The 17,777-nt window shown below is 42.7% G+C and carries 17 protein-coding genes and 1 pseudogene; 7 read left to right on the top strand and 11 right to left on the bottom strand.

The window, feature by feature from the left end:
- Positions 1 to 28: 28 nt before the first annotated feature.
- The 7 genes from NIES1031_RS03635 to NIES1031_RS03605 all read right to left on the bottom strand — a co-directional run bounded on the left by NIES1031_RS03635 (position 29) and on the right by NIES1031_RS03605 (position 8,967).
- Positions 29 to 988 (bottom strand): ferredoxin family protein, encoded by a 960-nt coding sequence (locus NIES1031_RS03635; protein WP_236738712.1) that lies wholly within the window; start codon positions 986 to 988, stop codon positions 29 to 31.
- Between the two features lie 50 nt (positions 989 to 1,038).
- The gene (locus tag NIES1031_RS03630) at positions 1,039 to 1,869 is read right to left on the bottom strand and encodes an iron-siderophore ABC transporter substrate-binding protein (protein WP_178378037.1); all 831 of its coding nucleotides are present in this window, start codon (positions 1,867 to 1,869) and stop codon (positions 1,039 to 1,041) included.
- A gap of 212 nt (positions 1,870 to 2,081) precedes the next feature.
- Positions 2,082 to 4,661 carry a TonB-dependent receptor gene (locus NIES1031_RS03625; protein WP_073548153.1) on the bottom strand — a complete coding sequence of 860 codons (2,580 nt, stop codon included), beginning with the start codon at positions 4,659 to 4,661 and terminating at the stop codon, positions 2,082 to 2,084.
- A 183-nt stretch (positions 4,662 to 4,844) separates the two neighbouring features.
- Positions 4,845 to 5,342: a DUF29 domain-containing protein gene (locus NIES1031_RS03620; RefSeq protein WP_073548152.1), complete on the bottom strand. Its 498-nt coding sequence runs from the start codon at positions 5,340 to 5,342 to the stop codon at positions 4,845 to 4,847.
- A gap of 54 nt (positions 5,343 to 5,396) precedes the next feature.
- Positions 5,397 to 6,395, bottom strand: coding sequence for a helix-turn-helix transcriptional regulator (locus tag NIES1031_RS03615; protein ID WP_073548151.1), 999 nt, complete (start codon positions 6,393 to 6,395; stop codon positions 5,397 to 5,399).
- 176 nt (positions 6,396 to 6,571) lie between these two features.
- Positions 6,572 to 8,347 carry an ABC transporter ATP-binding protein gene (locus NIES1031_RS03610; protein ID WP_073548150.1) on the bottom strand — a complete coding sequence of 592 codons (1,776 nt, stop codon included), beginning with the start codon at positions 8,345 to 8,347 and terminating at the stop codon, positions 6,572 to 6,574.
- A 203-nt stretch (positions 8,348 to 8,550) separates the two neighbouring features.
- Positions 8,551 to 8,967, bottom strand: coding sequence for a hypothetical protein (locus NIES1031_RS03605; protein ID WP_073548149.1), 417 nt, complete (start codon positions 8,965 to 8,967; stop codon positions 8,551 to 8,553).
- A 127-nt stretch (positions 8,968 to 9,094) separates the two neighbouring features.
- Between NIES1031_RS03605 and NIES1031_RS03600 the strand changes: the two are divergent.
- Positions 9,095 to 10,150: pseudogene (locus tag NIES1031_RS03600) on the top strand (potassium channel family protein).
- 84 nt (positions 10,151 to 10,234) lie between these two features.
- Here the strand turns inward: NIES1031_RS03600 and NIES1031_RS03595 are convergent.
- Complete coding sequence (locus tag NIES1031_RS03595; RefSeq protein ID WP_218596654.1) at positions 10,235 to 11,089, bottom strand: FAD-binding domain-containing protein; 855 nt, start codon at positions 11,087 to 11,089, stop codon at positions 10,235 to 10,237.
- 124 nt (positions 11,090 to 11,213) lie between these two features.
- Between NIES1031_RS03595 and NIES1031_RS25405 the strand changes: the two genes are divergently transcribed.
- The 3 genes from NIES1031_RS25405 to NIES1031_RS03585 all read left to right on the top strand — a co-directional run bounded on the left by NIES1031_RS25405 (position 11,214) and on the right by NIES1031_RS03585 (position 13,022).
- Complete coding sequence (locus NIES1031_RS25405; RefSeq protein WP_236738709.1) at positions 11,214 to 11,501, top strand: hypothetical protein; 288 nt, start codon at positions 11,214 to 11,216, stop codon at positions 11,499 to 11,501.
- A gap of 112 nt (positions 11,502 to 11,613) precedes the next feature.
- Positions 11,614 to 11,850: a hypothetical protein gene (locus NIES1031_RS25400; protein WP_236738708.1), complete on the top strand. Its 237-nt coding sequence runs from the start codon at positions 11,614 to 11,616 to the stop codon at positions 11,848 to 11,850.
- Between the two features lie 5 nt (positions 11,851 to 11,855).
- Positions 11,856 to 13,022 (top strand): cysteine desulfurase family protein, encoded by a 1,167-nt coding sequence (locus tag NIES1031_RS03585; protein ID WP_073548147.1) that lies wholly within the window; start codon positions 11,856 to 11,858, stop codon positions 13,020 to 13,022.
- Between the two features lie 53 nt (positions 13,023 to 13,075).
- Here the strand turns inward: NIES1031_RS03585 and NIES1031_RS24160 are convergent, their stop codons facing one another.
- Entirely contained in the window at positions 13,076 to 13,246 is a 171-nt protein-coding gene (locus tag NIES1031_RS24160) for a hypothetical protein (RefSeq protein WP_178378036.1), read from the bottom strand.
- A gap of 243 nt (positions 13,247 to 13,489) precedes the next feature.
- The gene (locus tag NIES1031_RS24155; RefSeq protein WP_178378035.1) at positions 13,490 to 13,849 is read right to left on the bottom strand and encodes an NAD(P)/FAD-dependent oxidoreductase; all 360 of its coding nucleotides are present in this window, start codon (positions 13,847 to 13,849) and stop codon (positions 13,490 to 13,492) included.
- 176 nt (positions 13,850 to 14,025) lie between these two features.
- Here NIES1031_RS24155 and rpiA point away from each other — a divergent pair, with 176 nt between their 5' ends.
- The 3 genes from rpiA to NIES1031_RS03565 all read left to right on the top strand — a co-directional run bounded on the left by rpiA (position 14,026) and on the right by NIES1031_RS03565 (position 17,050).
- A complete protein-coding gene (gene rpiA / locus NIES1031_RS03575; RefSeq protein WP_073548146.1) occupies positions 14,026 to 14,736 on the top strand; it encodes a ribose-5-phosphate isomerase RpiA in 711 nt (236 codons plus the stop codon).
- Positions 14,737 to 14,815: 79 nt separating this feature from the next.
- Complete coding sequence (locus NIES1031_RS03570; RefSeq protein WP_073548383.1) at positions 14,816 to 15,997, top strand: aldo/keto reductase; 1,182 nt, start codon at positions 14,816 to 14,818, stop codon at positions 15,995 to 15,997.
- 306 nt (positions 15,998 to 16,303) lie between these two features.
- Positions 16,304 to 17,050 (top strand): superoxide dismutase, encoded by a 747-nt coding sequence (locus tag NIES1031_RS03565; RefSeq protein WP_073548145.1) that lies wholly within the window; start codon positions 16,304 to 16,306, stop codon positions 17,048 to 17,050.
- A 49-nt stretch (positions 17,051 to 17,099) separates the two neighbouring features.
- Here NIES1031_RS03565 and rsmG read toward each other — a convergent pair whose 3' ends face one another.
- Complete coding sequence (gene rsmG, locus NIES1031_RS03560; RefSeq protein ID WP_073548144.1) at positions 17,100 to 17,777, bottom strand: 16S rRNA (guanine(527)-N(7))-methyltransferase RsmG; 678 nt, start codon at positions 17,775 to 17,777, stop codon at positions 17,100 to 17,102.

The following is a 17,777-nucleotide window of genomic DNA, read 5'->3' as shown; positions in this document are numbered from 1 at the left end:
ATGATTCTCGTTAACGAATAACCCATAACTAGTCAACTCTGTTTAGACGATTAACGCAATACTGCTTCACTTCCCACAACGGTTGGTCTTTGCCTGAAGTCCACATCGTTTTAACAGTGCCTTTCGCTTCAATTCGGGCTTCGTAAGCACCAGAGACACTACCATCAACTGAGGTAAAGTCAATGCGAACCTCTACCCAGTCGGGATAATCTTCGTCTGAAGAGTCAATTGCTAGTGTTTTTCCGATTTTTAGGTAATTAATCCAGTCCCAACCTTCTTGCATCCAGATCTCGCGTTCAGCAATTTGTTCAACCCATCCTAGTCCAGCCCATCCTCGGTAAAACGGACGTAACTCAGAAACCTTTCCTTGACGCCATACCAGTAAATCTAACATCTCTGGTTCCAATCTCCCCCAATACCGTCCTTCTGGAAAATCAATCAGGGTAGGGGCAAACTGATGTCCACCAAAGTGACTCACTCGCCAAACACGCAAATTTCCATGAGAAGCAGGCACATATTCAGAGCGCAATTTTCGGTAAATTGGGAAGCCAAACTTAGCACAAGCCGCGTCTACATTACCGTGGGTACAAACAAAGAATTCTCGAATGCGATCGCTATTCTGCCTACATGACTCAAATTCAGATATATGCTCAGATGAGTCTAGCAATGCTGTTACTAAATCTGTCAGTTTTGCTGTTGGCACAACAAATTCCTGTTTGCGAAATTGAGCAAATTGTTGAGCAGGACGGTCGTAGTACAAAATGCGAGTATAATCAGGATGAGAATACTCTTGGTCTGGGCAAAAGACCAAAGGTTCAAGGCTGGTTCCAGATGCTTTGACCTGTTTAATTTTATCAACTACGGCTTGCGGTAACACATCACCTTTTTCCCAGAGATCTTCAGACCAAGGTAAGGGCATTTCAATTAACAGATAGCGATCAAAATTGTGTGCCCAGCCAATCAAATCCTCACCATTGGCTTTAGACACAACAGAACAAAAACAGTGACTCATAAACTCAATACACAAGAGTGCAATTATTAGGTTGAACCGAGAAGATATCGAAATAAATCGTCAAGAATCAAGTTAGCTGTTACGGGACCTACACCCAGCCAATAGTCTCCTACGTCATACACTTTGCCCTGTTTTACGGCTTTAAGTTGCGACCAAAGTGGATCTGCCTGCAATTTCTGCAACGTCGATTTTGCTTTGAGTCTTTCTTGTAAACTTCCCGCCCAGGTAAATACAAAAATGATGTCTCCATCCATATCACGAAAGCTTTCTTTGCTGATCTCCCAATCTGCTCCAGATGCATTGTATTTCTCTTGTGCAGGAGGGCGACGTAAACCCGCTTCTTGCAGAACGCTGCCGCAGAATGAGTTGCTGGGATAAACTGAAATCGTTGTTGGACGAAAGTTCAGCGCTGAAACTTCAAGTTTCTGAAGGCGATCGCCCATTTTTTGTTTGAATTCTGCCAATCTGATTTGATAGTTATTTAAGATTTGCGCTGCTAAATCTTGTTTGCCTAATGCCTCAGCAAAAAGCCTAAAAACCGCCCTCCAGTCCTCTGAATTACTCAGAACTGTTGGTGCAATTCGTGCGAGTTTATCGTAAATAAGTTCAACTCTTGAAGTGTGTCCCAGAATTATATCTGGCTTCAGTAGCAAGAGGTACTCCAAATTCGGATCATCTCCGATACTAGGAATCTCTTCAATTTGTGCCCACTGATTTGGTAATTTTTCTTTGATGTAGGTGAGTGTATTTGGTTGACCTGCGATAAAGTTAGGTTCTAGCATTAAGACTGGATCAAGCTCTGTTCCTCCCAACACGACTACCTTTTGAGGATTAAGTGGAACACAGGCTTCGCCCATAGCATGAATTACAATGCGACAGTCAGATGATGTTAATTTGGCAGTATCGTTCCTATAAAACGCTTGATTATGACAAGCCGAAATGAAAAGGATTGTGATAGTTGCTACCAACCATTGAACAGCATAATACCTGTGCTTATTAATGCAGCGATCGCCCTTACGACTGTAATACAGAAGGATTCTGTTCAATTGCAAGTACCACATACGCATACCTAAAACTCGACTGCGATTGTTCCAGTTAAAGTGAGAGGAGCACCTGGTCGAATTGTAGTTCTGCCAAAATCTGCGGTTTCGTAATACGTCGTATCGAAGAGATTTTTGACATTGAGAGCCGCTCTCCAGTTATCGCGTCTGTAGTAGATTGCAGCATCGGTTCGGACATAACTTGGTAGCTGATAGTCGTTAGCGAGATTACCTTGCCTTTCTCCGATAAAGAACAAACCAATACCAAATCCTAACCCTTGTAAATTGCCTGACTGAATTTCGTAGGTTGTCCATAAGCTGCCACTATGTTTAGGCACATTAGAGGGGCGGTTGCCAACCTCAAAATCGGTACTTTCAGTGATTTCCGCATCGGTATAGGCATAAGCAGCAATTATATTCCAGCCTGGTAAAATTTCACCAATCACATCTAATTCAATACCTCGGCTGCGTTGCTCGCCAATGTTAATCGAGAATCCTGGATTATCTGGATCGCCGGTTGCAACATTCGATTTTGTAATTTCATAAACTGCTAAGTTGGAAATCAATCGGGAATTAAAAAATTCACCGCGAATTCCCAATTCGTACTGCGTTCCTCGTTCTGGATCTAGTCTCGCTTGATCCACCGTGACACCAAAATTGGGCGTAAATGATCGACTGTAACTCGCATAGAGCGAAATCGGTTCAATCGGCTGATATACAATTCCTACTCTTGGACTAAAGGCTTCGTCATAGTAGTTTTCAAAGAACTCCTCTCCGGAAGACGTATCAGTGTAATCTTCATCGACAATATCGAACCGTCCGCCAATCAAGACCTTTAAATTGTCCAATAATGTAATCTGATCTTGGGCAAAAATGCCAATTGTATCGAGTCGATCTGTATATTGGGTACTAATGACTTCTAAATCGCTTCGTAAGGGTCTAGGAATGGTTTCGTATTCGGGATTAAATACATTGATCGACGGTGTGAATCCGTCAGCCGCTACTCTTGTGTCCTCCTGTGAATCCACTCGACCGAGATCTACTCCAATGATTAGTGTATGCTCGATCGAACCTGTAGTAAATCTACCTGCGAGATCGGTTTGCAACGAATAATTTTTACGCAGGCTACTGTTGGAACGAAATTGGCGCGATAATTCTCCAATTTCTTCATTAAATTCGGTGGGATCAGTGCCCAAATCGAGAGTGTTTGAGACAAAGTAACGAAATGCATTTCGTAGTGTCCAGTTGTTGCTAAATTCATGCTCGAATCGATAGCCAATGCCAAACTCTTCGGTTTCATAAAAATCATCTGGTTCATTGAGAATTCGTGTAATTGGGGCATCAATAATACCGTCGCCAATAGCAACTAAACCGCGATCAAACGGGCGTTCATCGCTCAAGTAATCCATCTCAACGGTTATGTTGGTTTGATCGCTGATGCGCCACTCTAACACCGGAGCCACGAAAAAACGCTGAATGGTTTGGTCAAAGTTACGGAAGGTATCAGAGTAGTTGTAGAGTGCATTTATCCGGTAGAGAAGCGATCGCTCTTGGTTCAAGGAACCCGTAAAATCAATTACAGGACGAATTGATTCTTCTGTTCCAACCGATAACTCAAATGAGTAAACAGGTTCTTCAAGTGGTTGTTTGGTAATCAGGTTAACAATTCCTCCAGGCTGGAGATTACCGTACAAAACTGAAGCTGGACCTTTGAGCACTTCTACTCGTTCTAAGTTAGCAGTCTCTCTAATTCCCCCCTCGCCTTCTCTGAAGCCGTTTCTGAGAATATTGTATTGTGTAAACCCGCGAATGCTAAACCGATCAAGAGCACCTGCAAAGTTACTATCAATCGCTACACCACTCACATTGCGTAACACCTCATCTAGTTCATTAGCTTGTTGATCCTGAATCACTTGGCTAGGAACTACCTGAATCGATTGTGGAATATCTCTTAAGGGAGTCTCAGTTCTTGTAGCTGTTGTAGCATCCTCAGGAGCATATCTGTCTTGCTCTCCTGTTACTACAATTTGAATTTCATCCTCAGCTTCATCAATGTTGGTTCCCGAAGCTACGCTCAACACCAAACCCTCTGTTGCTGCCCTAACCTTTGCTGTTGGCGGTGCATACAATCCGGTAATTGCCACCCGCACGCGATTGTTCGTTAGACTGCTGACTGAGACAAGCGTAATCCCCTCTACTGGATTTGTTTGCTGAAATTCATTACTATCGGGCAGTTCCAGCACAGCATTAGGAATTTCTACAATCAAGGTATTGTTTACAACAGAAGTTGATGGTTCAGACAATTGCCCATCTGCGGTTTCTAAGATGACCTCAATGCCTACATCAACCGTACTCAGCCGGATTCCCGTAATTGGCACAATTGTGGTTTGAGCAATTTGATCGCGCCATTCGTCTAACGTCGTTGCAGGTTGTTCAAATTTATTCAGTGCAGGAATTTCTTGAGGTGACGTTGAGTGCTTAAGTTCTATGTGTTCACCTATCTCTTGCCAACTCTCGGCTTCCTTTACCTCACTTGCCCAGCTTGGAGAGACAATGATGATTGAAAAAGCACTTGCGATCCAAATTAGTCGATACTGTTGACTTTGCATTGCTCCACACACCTTGAGGGAGTAAGAATATTTCTTTGCTATTCCATCCCTTAGTTGATAATCTTTTGCAAACAAGATTACAGGATGCGGGCAGGCAATGCGCGATCGCAAATTGTTTCAACGGGACTTTTTTTTGTTCCAGCCGGACTTTTTAAATCTTAGGCAATGAGTGGTAAGGCATGACTAGCGATCCTCAGCAGTATCATTGAATGTATCAGCCCTCGGTAAAAACATCGGATCGAGTACTTGCTCTTGGGAGTAGGGGTATTTTAGAGGAAACGTCTTTTTGAGCAATCTAGTTTCAGTGACTGCCTCGGTAACGGCATCTTGATAACAATCAGCAAATACTTCTGCCAAATAGGGTTTGAGGCTGGGCGAATCCTGTAGAATCAGTTTGAGTTGAGTACGTCCTTCAGCAATTGAGCTACGCCAACTGTTGAGGTAATAAAAGGCGTTGGGTTGGTAGTTTAGTTTCAATAAATGCTTAATCACTCGGATCAGCTGACTTCGCAACGCTCGTTTTTCAGATCGTCCCAACTCCTCCACCTCTTCCATCAGATTCGTGACATCTAGTTCACTCAAGCGTCCTTCCTTTAGCAGCGCCGCCTGTTGTTCAACCCAGGACACAAAATCTACCTCATACTGAGTCGCGCCTACTTGCGTTTCTGAAGGTGTAGTCATATCGTGCTACTCCTGATGCTGCTGTTATTCATCTAGCTTCAGTATATGCAGTTCTTACTGCTTTACTCCTCGTTGTAACGCTTTGGGATTCACTCCGAATGTTTTCTTAAATGCTGCATTAAACGAACTCTGACTGGCGTAACCTACTAACCGCGCTGTTTCTTTAACATTCATCTGCCCTGCAATGAGTAACTGTTGTGCTTGCTGCATTCGGCGATCGTGCAAATAGCCAAAAACTGTTGTACCAAACACTTGACGAAAACCCTGCTTTAACTTGCGGTCATTCAAACCAACTTGTCGCGCTAGTTCTAACAATGAAGGAGGTTGCCTTAAGTTACAGGTTAAAAGGTCTTTTGCTCGATAAAGGCAATCGATATCACTTGGAGAAAGGACGCATAATTCAGGAGTTTTGTCAAGCTTATTTGCTTGAGATATCCATAAAATAAGTAATTCTAGTGCTTTACTTTCTAAATAAAACTGACGAGTCCATCCCTGATAAGGACAATTCACAATTTGTTGTAGCGCCATATACATTTCAGGGGTAGTTGTTTCCAAGCGATAAAAAGGTGGTAACTCTCGTTCTTCAACGAGTAGCCTTAATTCTTTGGGCAAGGTAGCAACGGACTCATGACTCATCTCCCGCAGTACTTCGGTTGTAATACCTACTCGAATTTTAATGATGCGATCGCCCGCTGACCAATCTTCTGTTTCTCTACCTTCAGACACAAATTCTATGTGGTTTTTTCCAGGCACTTCAAAAACATAGTCTGTTAGCCCATGATGAATTGTTCTCACCTTTCCAGAAACAACAAAGCTGATACAAAGATAGTTTGGGTAATCATAAGAAGATAGGTTATCTAAAGTGACATCTTCCCACAGTTGATAATCGCAAATAATCAAGTACAGTCCATTGCGTAGCGGAATATAGCGATCGCTTCCTCTCCCGATTTTTCCAGAAAATTGGCAGACTTGTTCAGAGAAATCTGATTGGGCGATCGTGGTGTCTTCTTGCCACAATTCACCCCAATCTGCATCTGAAAGTGTTAAGCGCATCGAGCGATCTCCAACGAAATCAGGATGTGTGAAGATAAATGCTAATTATTTGCATTAACTAATAATACGTTAGAAAAGAGATTAGTGCTAACAGCTAATGGCTCTTATTAAGTCGCGACTATAGTCACCGAAGAAAGGCAAACGGGATTCCTCCTGCCTCCCGCCTCCTTAGCAGGCTACACCAAAAAATCTGTTGTTCCTGCTTTTAATAATTGAGAGAAACGAGAATGAGGGTTATTGAGCAAGCTGTGGCGATCGCCGTACTCTAGTATGCGTCCTTGATCCAAAATTAAGATTTGATCGGCGCGTTGTACAGTCTGTAAACGATGGGCAATAATAATTCCTGTACAGCGGTTGAGTAATTTGTCTACCGCTTGTTCAATTAAATGTTCGGTGAGCGGATCGAGACGAGAAGATGCTTCATCAAGAATAACTAAACCAGGATTTTTGAGAAAAACACGCGCAAAAGTTAAAAGTTGTGCTTGTCCAGCAGAAAGTCCACCAGCGTTAGAATCAAGCTGAGTGTCGAGGTGTTCAGGAAGCGATCGCAGCCAGGGTGCAAGTCCTAACAGTTCTAGTGTCTGCCAAATTTGGGCGTCGGGAATTGTAGAATCAAAAAAGGTCAGATTATCGCGCACACTTGCTTGAAATAGTTGCACATCTTGCGTAACTAAACCAACACGTTGTCGGAGTGTTGTTAATGGTGTTTCGGCGATCGCTACATCTCCCAAACGAATGCAACCCAATTGCGCGTCATAAAACCGTAGCAACAGTCGCGCTAATGTCGTTTTACCACTACCTGTACGCCCTAATAAACCTAAAACTTGACCCGCAGGAAGGTAAAACGAAATGTCTTGAAGAGTCCATTCTTGAGGCGTTAGGTAATTTGCAGGTGTTTGTGCTAATTCGTAAGCAAACCAAACTTGTTCGCACGCTACCGACAACGCACCTTGAGAAAGAGGGCGATCGCCTCCTGTACTTAAACGCGACTGTACTTGTAAGATTTCGCGGATGCGCTGAATACTCGCTTCGACTTGTTGCAATTCTTCGAGTTCTTCGCGGATGCGCTCGATGGGTTGGTTCAATAAGTTAGTGTAGTGAAAAATTAGGTAAGCACTACCGATGGTGATTACGTTTTGATTCCAGAGATAGGCACTCACCCCAAGGGCGATCGCATTGCCAATTGTAAATAAACCAACCGACGTTGACCAAAGAATAGTACTTGTAAAACGAGCTTTTTGATAAACTGGTAGCCAGCGTTGCAAAATTCGATGAAAACGCCGCATCACATAGCTAACCGCACCATTGGCGCGAATATCTTCTCTCCCAATTAAGTGTTCTCCGATAAAGCCAAAAAATTCTGCGCTGATTTGGAGATAAGTTGTCCAGGGTGCTACTGCAAAAGAATGTAAACTCAATAATATCGTCAAAGCAAAGAGCGAAAATAGCGTTAAACTGACTCCTGCTAACCAATTCTCGAAAAATAGCGCTACTAGAATACCTAGTAGCAAGATGGCATTACCCAATGTATGAATTGCCAACTGCGAAAAGAAACGCGATAGAACATTAACATCACCATCTACTCTTTCTAATAACTCGCCAGATGTACGTGATTTATAGAAAGATAAATCTAATTGGATACAGTGTTCTACAATATCTGCTCTGAGTGCATTAGTCGCAGTCCACGCAACGTTTTCACCTAAATAGGTTGCGACAACAGACAATAACTGTGTTAGGAAAGCAGCACTAATAAAAAGTAATGCTGCAACAAATAAAACTTGCCCTGATGCGCCAGCAATTGAAGTATCAATAAAATAGCCTAAAATTTGCGGGCTAAGAACTTGTAAACCAATGCTTGTAAGTAACGCAACAGCAAACAAAACAACACGACCTTGCTGTGGTTTCAAGTAGCTACTTAGTAGCTTAGTATACTGTTTAAGAGGAACATTCATATTAGGTAGGAAGCTATAAATATGAGAAATTTTAGTGGTAATAGCTAATAGGTAGTGGGTAATAGATTGATACTATTTATCTCACACAAGTACTGAAGTTTCCTCTACAAGTAGTTTATCTATTCACAGTAAAATCCATCTAATTTAAGTGATAGAAACCTTAAGTAACCAACATCATCTTTGCTATTACCTATTACCATTTTTTACCGAAATACATACTTCTGTGCTACTTTCCAGTAACGAGAGAAACGCTTGAGGTCAATATAGCCGTCATAATCTAAAAATGGTTCGATAGCTAGCACTTCTAATGACATCGAGTTTTCGATTTCATCACAAATCGCATCGAAGCGCGGGCTAGGGCTTTCGGCAGTGACAACGAGGTTAGCATTGTGTTCTTGAGCAAAAGCAACCACTTCGGTGGCGACATCGCCACGCCGGATTGTTACAGGTAATTCGAGTAAGCATTCGTAAATAAAAGTCAGGCGTTTGAGACTTAATTGCCATTCTGCAATCAGTACATCGTCCCAAACCCAAATCGCTGGAACATCTGGGTAAGCTTTTAGCGCTGGATTGTATGGGCTGAGACAATCGCCATGTACCCAAATAATCGGTTGATTCATTAAATTCTAGAAGAGTATTTGCAGTAGCTAAAAAATTATGCCATTAGCTGCTATTGATTAGATGATGCTTGAAATCACATTTTTTGCTCTGGTAGACGAGAATTACGCTACATTTACTTCAATTTGAATGAAAAGCTCGTTTAGGAATATTATTCTGGGAGCAATCGCGTTTGTCTCTACCATCATAATTGCGGTGATGGGGTATGTTCTTGCGGGCTGGAGTTTACTAAATGCCGTTTATCTGTCAGCCATCACCATTTTTGGTGTAGGTTATGGCGAAGTACGACCGATTACCTCACCTGCACTGCGAGTATTTACAATTTTAGTCATTGTTGCAGGCTACACGTCGGTGGTTTTTATCGTCAGCGGTATCGTGCAGATGGTGACAGAAGGTGAAATCAATAAAGCGCTACATTCTAGACGCAGGGAACGCAAAATGGACAAGCTACAGCAGCATGTCATTATTTGTGGTTTTGGGCGCATTGGAGAAATTTTAGCACGACGCTTAGCACGAGTTAATCAACCGTTTATTGTGATTGATGGCAGTGGCGATCGCATTACTAAGGCTGAAGCAAAAGGTTATTTTGTCAAACAAGGCAACGCAGCAGATGAAACCGTATTAGACGGTGTCGGAATTCAACGAGCGAAAGTTCTAGCGACTGTGCTTCCTGACGATGCGATTAATGTCTTCATCACCCTAACTGCCCGCGAACTTAACCCCAATTTACAAATTATTGCGCGTGGTGAACTACCTTCAACCGAGAAAAAACTCCGCTTAGCTGGAGCAGATCAAGTTGTTTTTCCAGCAGCGATCGGTGCTGAGTGAATGGCACATATGATTACACATCCTGCATCAATGGACTTTTTACAGCAAGATGATGGACGTAATACTTTAAATGAACTGCTTGCAGGAATTGACGTACAAGTTGACGAGTTAACCATTCCTGCGGATTCTCCCTTAGCAAATCAAACCGTTAGTGATATCGAAATTAGAGGGAAAGGAGCCTTTATTGTCGTTGCCTTACGAAAAACTGACGGTACAATGGTGATCCACCCCAAACACGAGATGCTACTCGAAGTAGGCGATACAGTCATCGTCATGGGACATCGCGGTGATATCCCCCAATTTGCCAAGAATTACGTGTTAAAACGCGATATTAGATACCGAGGCTCTCAAAGGTAGGAACCAAGGGCGCAGATGAGTTACGAGTGTTGAGACAATTCTTTTAATTCAAAACTCACGCACTAGCCACTAGCTACTAACCCATTAATCACTTTTTCCCTCCCCTCGCCCCTTCTTACCCCGTTGCCAACTCTGACTACCACGATTGTTGCTAAACTCTCCTTTAGGAAATAGTCTTTGTTCTAACTCTTTGTAACTGCCTTCAAAGTCACAACTACCATATAAAGGACATTGACGACAATACACTCCTTCGGTGTAACGTTCTAAATTCTCGCGATTGAAATAATACGGCTTGTGGCTAAAAGTACTTGCAACCCACTGCCATGACATATTATTACTTGCTGGATCGCCGTCTAAAAGATGTTCTAAAAACCACTTTGCGCCAGTTTGCCAACGCACACGCCGCCAATGCACAATATATGCTGCTAGCCACATCCGCATATGATTATGCAAATAGCCAATTTCCCTTAAATCGCGGCTAAAGCTATCGATACACACGTGTTTACTCGTTCCATGCGCAATATCTTCGGGTAATTTTTGTTGATATTCTTCTACTTTGTAGCCAGTTTTATAAGGTTCTTGATCTTCCCAAATACCATTACCTAGCTTGACATACAATCGCTGCCAATAATCACGCCAACCTAGTTCATTAATGAGTTTTGTTGCTTCATCTTGATGTTTCACTTTTTGCAAAACATAGTCTCGAATTTCAGCTAAACTGAGAACTCCATATCGAATGTATGGTGAAAGTCTTGTTACTGCACCTGTTAAAAAATTTCGCGATTTAGCATACTGTGCTGCATCGACTTTTTCTAATGCGGCTTCTGCGGCTTTTCGTCCTCCCACAATTTGAGAAATATGATTGTCACGTGCTGCTTCTGGAAATTGTTCGCGTAAGTAGGCAACTAACTCATCACGGCTAGCAAATTCACGCTGCATATTTTTGCTCATTTCAACTATGTCTTCTATAATTTAAATATCAATACTTAATGAAAGTTTAACTGTACATAACATACTCTTTAAAAGATAACACAAATTAAAATATTTTTTTCTTGTCAAGAAAATGATTCAAGTTATTCAATCTCGTAATATTGGTATTGCTTACTTAGAAGAAAAGTTTTGTTTCCAACTCGTTAATGAAGAACAATTCTTTGCAGAATATTTATCAGAACATTATGTAGAACCTACTGAACAAGAAAAATGCTATCTAGATAGAGTTAAATCAAATTACTTAAATCTTGCTAAGCAACGTCCGATTTCTGAAGAATTAGTAAAAATGGTAATATTATTACCACTCCTTGACTTAGCAGGTTTTTATCGTTCTCCTTTATATAGAAACAGAAGAATCTGAAGAATCTATAGAAATTCCCCAAGAAGATGAAGGAGAAATATCAAAAGTTAAAATTGATGTCTTAGTCTTAAAGCAACAATTTTGGCTACTCGTTATTGAATCAAAGAATACTGTGTTTTCTTTATTTACAGCAATACCACAAGCTTCAGCTTATATGCTAAGCAGCCCATATCCAGAAAAGCTGGTATTCGGATTGGTTACAAACGGTAGTGAATTTATATTTCTCAAGCTTCTTAAACAAGACATTCCTCAGTATGCACTATCTGAGCAGTTGACGCTGCTTAAGTGTGAAAATGAGTTATATAAAGTTCTCGGTATATTAAAAAATATAAGACAAGCATTAAGTTAGGAAATATGGTTCATCGCCCAATTTATTTAGATAACCATGCAACTACACCTGTAGATGAGCGTGTGTTAGTCGCAATGTTACCATACTTTACAGAACGCTTTGGCAATCCATCGAGCACAAGTCATCTTTATGGTTGGGAAGCAGAGGCGGCGGTTAAACAAGCACGGAATATACTAGCAGAGGCAATTGCTGCGACACCTGAAGAAATAATCTTTACTAGCGGGGCGACAGAGGCGAATAATTTAGCAATTAAAGGAGTTGCTGAAGCTTACTTTCAAAAAGGACGGCATATTATTACTGTACAAACTGAGCATAATGCAGTGCTCGATCCGTGTGAGTATTTGCGATCGCTTGGTTTTGAAATTACATTGTTACCAGTTCAAAAAGACGGATTAATCGAATTATCTGAATTAGAAACAGCATTTCGCCCTGATACGGTGTTAGTTTCCGTAATGGCAGCAAATAATGAAATTGGCGTGTTGCAGCCTTTGGCAGAAATTGGGCAAATGTGCCGCGATCGCAATGTTCTATTTCACACTGATGCTGCGCAAGCAATTGGTAAAATTCCGCTAGATGTGCAGGCGATGAAAATTGATTTATTATCAATGACTGCACACAAGGTTTATGGTCCTAAAGGTATTGGCGCATTATACGTACGGCGGCGCAATCCTAGAGTGCAACTTGCGCCACAATTACACGGTGGGGGACACGAACGCGGAATGCGATCAGGAACGCTGTATCCACCGCAGATTGTGGGATTCGCGAAGGCGGTAGAAATTGCCTTAGCCGAACAAGCAACGGAAACACAGCGCTTGACAATGTTAAGGGATAAGTTGTGGCAAAAGTTGAGTCAGGTTCCTGGAATTCACCTGAATGGGCATCCTACGCAAAGATTACTAGGGAATTTGAATGTTTCGGTTGAGGGTGTGGATGGTGCAGCGCTGTTACTCGGATTGCAGCCTGTCATGGCGGTTTCTTCAGGCGCGGCGTGTTCTTCGGCAAAAACTGCGCCTTCTCACGTTTTGATGGCGTTGGGACACTCTGAAACATTAGCTTATGCATCGGTTCGGTTTGGAATTGGACGGTTTAATACCGAGGAGGAGATTGAGCGCGTGGGAGAATATGCGATCGCAACGATTACAAGTTTGCGTCAGCAGGCGATGATAGTGTAACGAACCATATTGGCGTAGCCTTTGGGCAGGGTAGACGCAAAGAACACAAAGGATTAGAGCCATTGAGGAAGAGTTGGTAGGGTGGCATAGAGTTGTTGGAGTTTTTTGATGTCGTGGTGGAACCAGGTGTGTAGCCAGTGATTGTAGGCTGGAGTTGCAGCTTGTTCGGGTTGGGTGTGGTTGAGGATTTGGGTAATCATGTGTCCTGTCATCATACCGGACATAATGGCTTTGAGGACGCTGTGAGATGCGGCTGGATCGATTACGGATGCTGCATCGCCAACGAGAAAGTAACATTTACCCGCTGGCTGTTCGACGATGCGTCAGGTGACGTCGGCAGCGTTGGTTTTAATGAGTTGCGGTTGGGCAAATTGTGGGGAAATCCAGTGTTTATCGATGGGTTGGTGGAAGGATAATCGCGTCCATTGATACAGTTGGGGGCGTACTTGGGCTGTCCATGTCCAACCTTAGTTATCTGCGGCGATCGCGGGTGAAGATTGGAAAATTTCTCCTGTAGCGTAACCGTAGCGGGCAATTAAACGCGGGCTATAGTACGTAATTGGTAATTTTAATTGACGCGCTAGCCAGTGGTGACTACCAGTTGCATCAACAACAAAGGTTGCATATAAAGCGCCCAGCGATGTTTTTACACCTACAACTCGATTGGTACGCAGAAGTAGTGCTTCAGCACCGCAGGGTTGTCGTATTTTAACTCCTAACTTTTTAGCATGGTTGAGTAAAGCAGCGGACTTTAGTGAGTAATATGAGCGATGAATGCTAGAAATTGAGTTGTATGCGTATATGTCATAACGTAACCGCGATCGCATCAGTGCAGTTCAAATGTACTATGTATTAATGCTTGCTACGCGGCTAGTGGATTTTCTGAATTTTGTAAGTAAAAAATATTGCTTCACGTATCGTTTTTTTCAAAAAATCATGTTTAGAAACGCGCAGCTGCCACGTAAGATGGACAATAGCTGATGTTACTTGAGGAGTTTTGCGAATGACCGCAGGCGTAGATCCCGTGAAATTGATGAAGCAGGAAGTTGGTAAAGCTGCTGCTGATCGCGTACAATCTGGGACAATTGTTGGATTAGGAACGGGGTCAACGACAGCGTATACAATTCAATTTTTAGGCGATCGCCTCAAGTCTAGTGAACTCAAAGATATTGTCGGGATTCCTACCTCTTTTCAAGCCGCAGTTCTCGCAAAACAGTATGGTATTCCGTTGACAACGCTCGATGCAGTAGACCACATTGATATTGCGATCGATGGTGCGGATGAAGTCGATCCGCAAAAGAATCTCATCAAAGGTGGCGGTGCGGCGCATACCCGCGAAAAAATTGTTGATTACCTCGCCGATCAATTTATTGTTGTCGTCGATAGCTCCAAAATTGTAGATCGCTTAGGTTCTAGCTTTGCAGTTCCTGTTGAAGTGATTCCGATGGCAATTTCTCCCGTTATGCGGGCGATTGAGAAACTCGGCGGTAAACCAGAATTGCGTATGGGCGTGAAAAAAGCAGGACCTGTGATCACCGATCAAGGCAACATGGTGGTAGATGTCAGATTCGATAGTATTGACAATCCAGCCGAGTTAGAAAAAACACTTAACAACATTCCTGGTGTTTTAGAAAATGGCATTTTTGTCGGTGTAACCGATTTAGTTCTTATTGGTGAAGTTCAAGACGGTAAACCAGTAGTAAAAGAAATGTAACAATAAGGAGGTAATGGGTAATTGGTAATGGGAAAACCAATACTAACTACTCAGCTTCGCTCCTTGCTTCTAGTTAATGATGCAATACAGACGATTTGGGCGTACGCAAATCCAAATGCCAGTGTTTTCCTGCGGTGGAATGCGCTATCAATTTAAATGGCAAGATGTACCAGCATCGCAAATTCCGAGGAATAATCAGAAAAACCTCGAAGCAACAATCCGTAGAGCCATAGAAGTTGGTATAAATCATATTGAAACCGCTCGTGGTTATGGCACTTCAGAGTATCAGCTAGGGCGAATTCTACCGAGTCTTCCCCGCGAGGAACTGATCGTCCAGACTAAAATTAATCCGAGTGACAACACGCGCGAATTTCAGCAAAAGTTTGAGCAGTCACTCAAAAATTTGCGGCTAGATTACGTCGATCTACTCGCAATTCACGGTATTAACGATGCTGAATCATTGCAGCAAAGCGTGCGCCCTAGCGGTTGTGTAGAAGTTGTGCAAAAGTTACAAGCCCAAGGAAAAGTCCGGTTTCTCGGCTTTTCTACACACGGACCTACAGACATTATTTTACAGGCGATCGCAACCGATTTATTCGACTACGTTAACCTGCACTGGTACTATATCAATCAAAACAACTGGGCGGCGATCGCAGCTGCTACGCGTCATGACATGGGCGTGTTTATCATTAGTCCCTCGGATAAAGGCGGAAAGCTTTATCAACCACCACAAAAACTTGTAGACTTGTGCAATCCTTTCAGTCCTATTGTGTTCAATAATCTCTTTTGCTTGAGTCACTCGCAAGTCCACACATTAAGTATCGGTGCTGCACGTCCGCAAGACTTTGACGAACACTTAAAAACTTTAGCACTTCTCGAGCACGCAGATGAGATTTTACCACCGATTTTGGCACGTTTAGAGCAAGCGGCGATCACATCATTAGGCGAAAGTTGGGCAAAAACTTGGCACGTCGGTTTACCCAAACACAGCGAAACGCCAGGCGATGTGAATATTCCGGTGATTCTGTGGTTAAGAAATTTAGCGATCGCCTACGATATGGTTGACTATGCAAAAATGCGCTACAACCTCTTAGGTAGCGGTGGTAGCTGGTTTCCTGGTGCAAATGCTGCCAACATCAACCAACTCGATTTACAACATTGTCTCAGAAATAGTCCTCACGCCGAAAAAATTCCTGCTATCTTGCAAGAAGCGCATCAATTATTAGGCGGTGCTGCAATTCAACGCTTATCCAAGCAATAAAAATCACTCTTTTTGAGCAACTCAATTATGTCTTGTAAGGCTGACAATGCCTATCTCAATAATTTCTGAAACCATCATTCTGCAACTTTTTATATTTCAGGTTGCGGCAAACTGTTATCTAAATAAGCATTATTACTACAAACATTTCTACTAAAGATTGTCAACCTATAAATCGTCATTGGTTTTTACTTTTCTATGCCAATTCCGAGTAAAGAATATTATCAATTTTATATACGGTATAACCAGTTACTGCGAAAATAAAAAACAAACAAATTTTGATTATTAATTGAGTAGCATTTATTACTTATGACTCTTAATCGACGGAATTTATTATTTCTTTTAGGGGCAAGTGCTGGTGCAGTTGCAATTGATACATTGCGTCCGCATGCCTTGTTGCAAACCGCCTTAGCAGCGGAATCTCCTAGTGGTAGTGGCAGTTTTGAGTTACCACCTCTGCCCTACGCATACAATGCACTCGAACCACACATTGATGCTGCAACAATGCGTTTTCACCACGATCGCCACCATGCAACATACGTCAAAAACTTGAACGCGGCGCTAGAAAAGCATCCTCAACTCAAGGGTAGAAGCGCAGAACAACTCTTAAGCAATCTTAACAGCGTTCCAGAAGATATCCGCACCAGTGTACGCAACAATGGTGGCGGTCACGTTAATCACTCGATGTTTTGGCGAATTATGAGTCCTGACGGTGGCGGCAAACCAACCGGACAAATCGCGACAGTGATTAACCAAAATTTTGGTAGCTTTGCAGAATTTAAAAAACAATTCAATTCGGCTGGCGAAGGGCAGTTTGGTAGTGGTTGGGCGTGGTTAGTTCGCACTCGCGATGGTAATTATCAAATTACCAGTACCGCAAATCAAGATAGTCCCTTTATAGAGGGTAACTATCCGATTATGGGCAACGACGTGTGGGAACACGCCTATTACCTCAAATACCAAAATCGCCGTGCAGAATATCTCAATGCCTGGTGGAACGTTGTTAATTGGAACGAGATTAATCAACGATTAGCCCAAGCAACCAAAACAGCGTAACGAATATGGGAAGGGGTTTGGCAGTGCCAAACCCCAACGCCAAACCCCTTCAGGAGATTTTCCGTAAATATACGCAGTGCCGAACGCTATGAGTTAAAGGCGTCACAAACTCTTCAATTTTCTCAATGACACCCCTCAAAGATTTAATCTTAGTTTGTAAAGCTTCAGTTTCGTCAGTTGTCCACTGACCGCGATAGAGGATTGCCAAGCCATTCGGCTTCAAAAATGGCAAGGTATACTCAGCACAGAGATGCGGCGAACCAACAGCACGAATCAGCGCGACATCGTAGCTTTGATGATGCTGCGGAAGTTGGTTAATACTTTCAGCCCTACCCACCAACGTAGTTACGTTTGGAATGTCAAGTTCTGCTACTAGGCTATCGAGGAAAGTCATTTTTTTGCGCGTCGAGTCGAGGAGAGTGACGTGCGATCGCTCGCAAACAATCGCAATAGGAATCCCTGGAAAACCTGCGCCTGTACCAACGTCAATTACTTTCATAGTTGTCTCTGGCGTAGAGAGATAGGGTGCAATTCCGCGCAATGAGTCCCACAAATGCTTCTCCCAAAACTCTAAAGGCGCAGTGATGCGGGTTAAATTCAGCTGGCGATTTCCCGCCAAAATCAATTCGTAAAGGCGTTGAAACTTTGCTTGTTGCGCTTGTGTAGGTTGCCAATTCATTTGCTGCCATACATCCAACATTTGCGGCAGCATTGGTGCTGTTTCCAT

The sequence above is a fragment of the Chroogloeocystis siderophila 5.2 s.c.1 genome (genome assembly GCF_001904655.1).
Taxonomy (GTDB): domain Bacteria; phylum Cyanobacteriota; class Cyanobacteriia; order Cyanobacteriales; family Chroococcidiopsidaceae; genus Chroogloeocystis; species Chroogloeocystis siderophila.
Note: the sequence above shows the minus strand (reverse complement) of the source record. Positions and strands in the feature narration are given on the sequence as shown.

Excerpts from the sequence above, each read along its gene's own strand:
- NIES1031_RS03565 (WP_073548145.1), top strand. The coding sequence starts at position 16,304 with ATGACTCTTAATCGACGGAATTTATTATTTCTTTTAGGGGCAAGTGCT.
- NIES1031_RS03605 (WP_073548149.1), bottom strand. The coding sequence starts at position 8,967 with ATGAATCAACCGATTATTTGGGTACATGGCGATTGTCTCAGCCCATAC.
- NIES1031_RS03585 (WP_073548147.1), top strand. The coding sequence starts at position 11,856 with ATGGTTCATCGCCCAATTTATTTAGATAACCATGCAACTACACCTGTA.
- NIES1031_RS03630 (WP_178378037.1), bottom strand. The coding sequence starts at position 1,869 with ATGGGCGAAGCCTGTGTTCCACTTAATCCTCAAAAGGTAGTCGTGTTG.
- NIES1031_RS03610 (WP_073548150.1), bottom strand. The coding sequence starts at position 8,347 with ATGAATGTTCCTCTTAAACAGTATACTAAGCTACTAAGTAGCTACTTG.
- NIES1031_RS24160 (WP_178378036.1), bottom strand. The coding sequence starts at position 13,246 with ATGTCCGGTATGATGACAGGACACATGATTACCCAAATCCTCAACCAC.
- NIES1031_RS24155 (WP_178378035.1), bottom strand. The coding sequence starts at position 13,849 with ATGCGATCGCGGTTACGTTATGACATATACGCATACAACTCAATTTCT.
- rpiA (WP_073548146.1), top strand. The coding sequence starts at position 14,026 with ATGACCGCAGGCGTAGATCCCGTGAAATTGATGAAGCAGGAAGTTGGT.
- NIES1031_RS03595 (WP_218596654.1), bottom strand. The coding sequence starts at position 11,089 with ATGCAGCGTGAATTTGCTAGCCGTGATGAGTTAGTTGCCTACTTACGC.
- NIES1031_RS03620 (WP_073548152.1), bottom strand. The coding sequence starts at position 5,342 with ATGACTACACCTTCAGAAACGCAAGTAGGCGCGACTCAGTATGAGGTA.
- NIES1031_RS25405 (WP_236738709.1), top strand. The coding sequence starts at position 11,214 with ATGATTCAAGTTATTCAATCTCGTAATATTGGTATTGCTTACTTAGAA.
- rsmG (WP_073548144.1), bottom strand. The coding sequence starts at position 17,777 with ATGGAAACAGCACCAATGCTGCCGCAAATGTTGGATGTATGGCAGCAA.
- NIES1031_RS03615 (WP_073548151.1), bottom strand. The coding sequence starts at position 6,395 with ATGCGCTTAACACTTTCAGATGCAGATTGGGGTGAATTGTGGCAAGAA.
- NIES1031_RS03570 (WP_073548383.1), top strand. The coding sequence starts at position 14,816 with ATGCAATACAGACGATTTGGGCGTACGCAAATCCAAATGCCAGTGTTT.
- NIES1031_RS03625 (WP_073548153.1), bottom strand. The coding sequence starts at position 4,661 with ATGCAAAGTCAACAGTATCGACTAATTTGGATCGCAAGTGCTTTTTCA.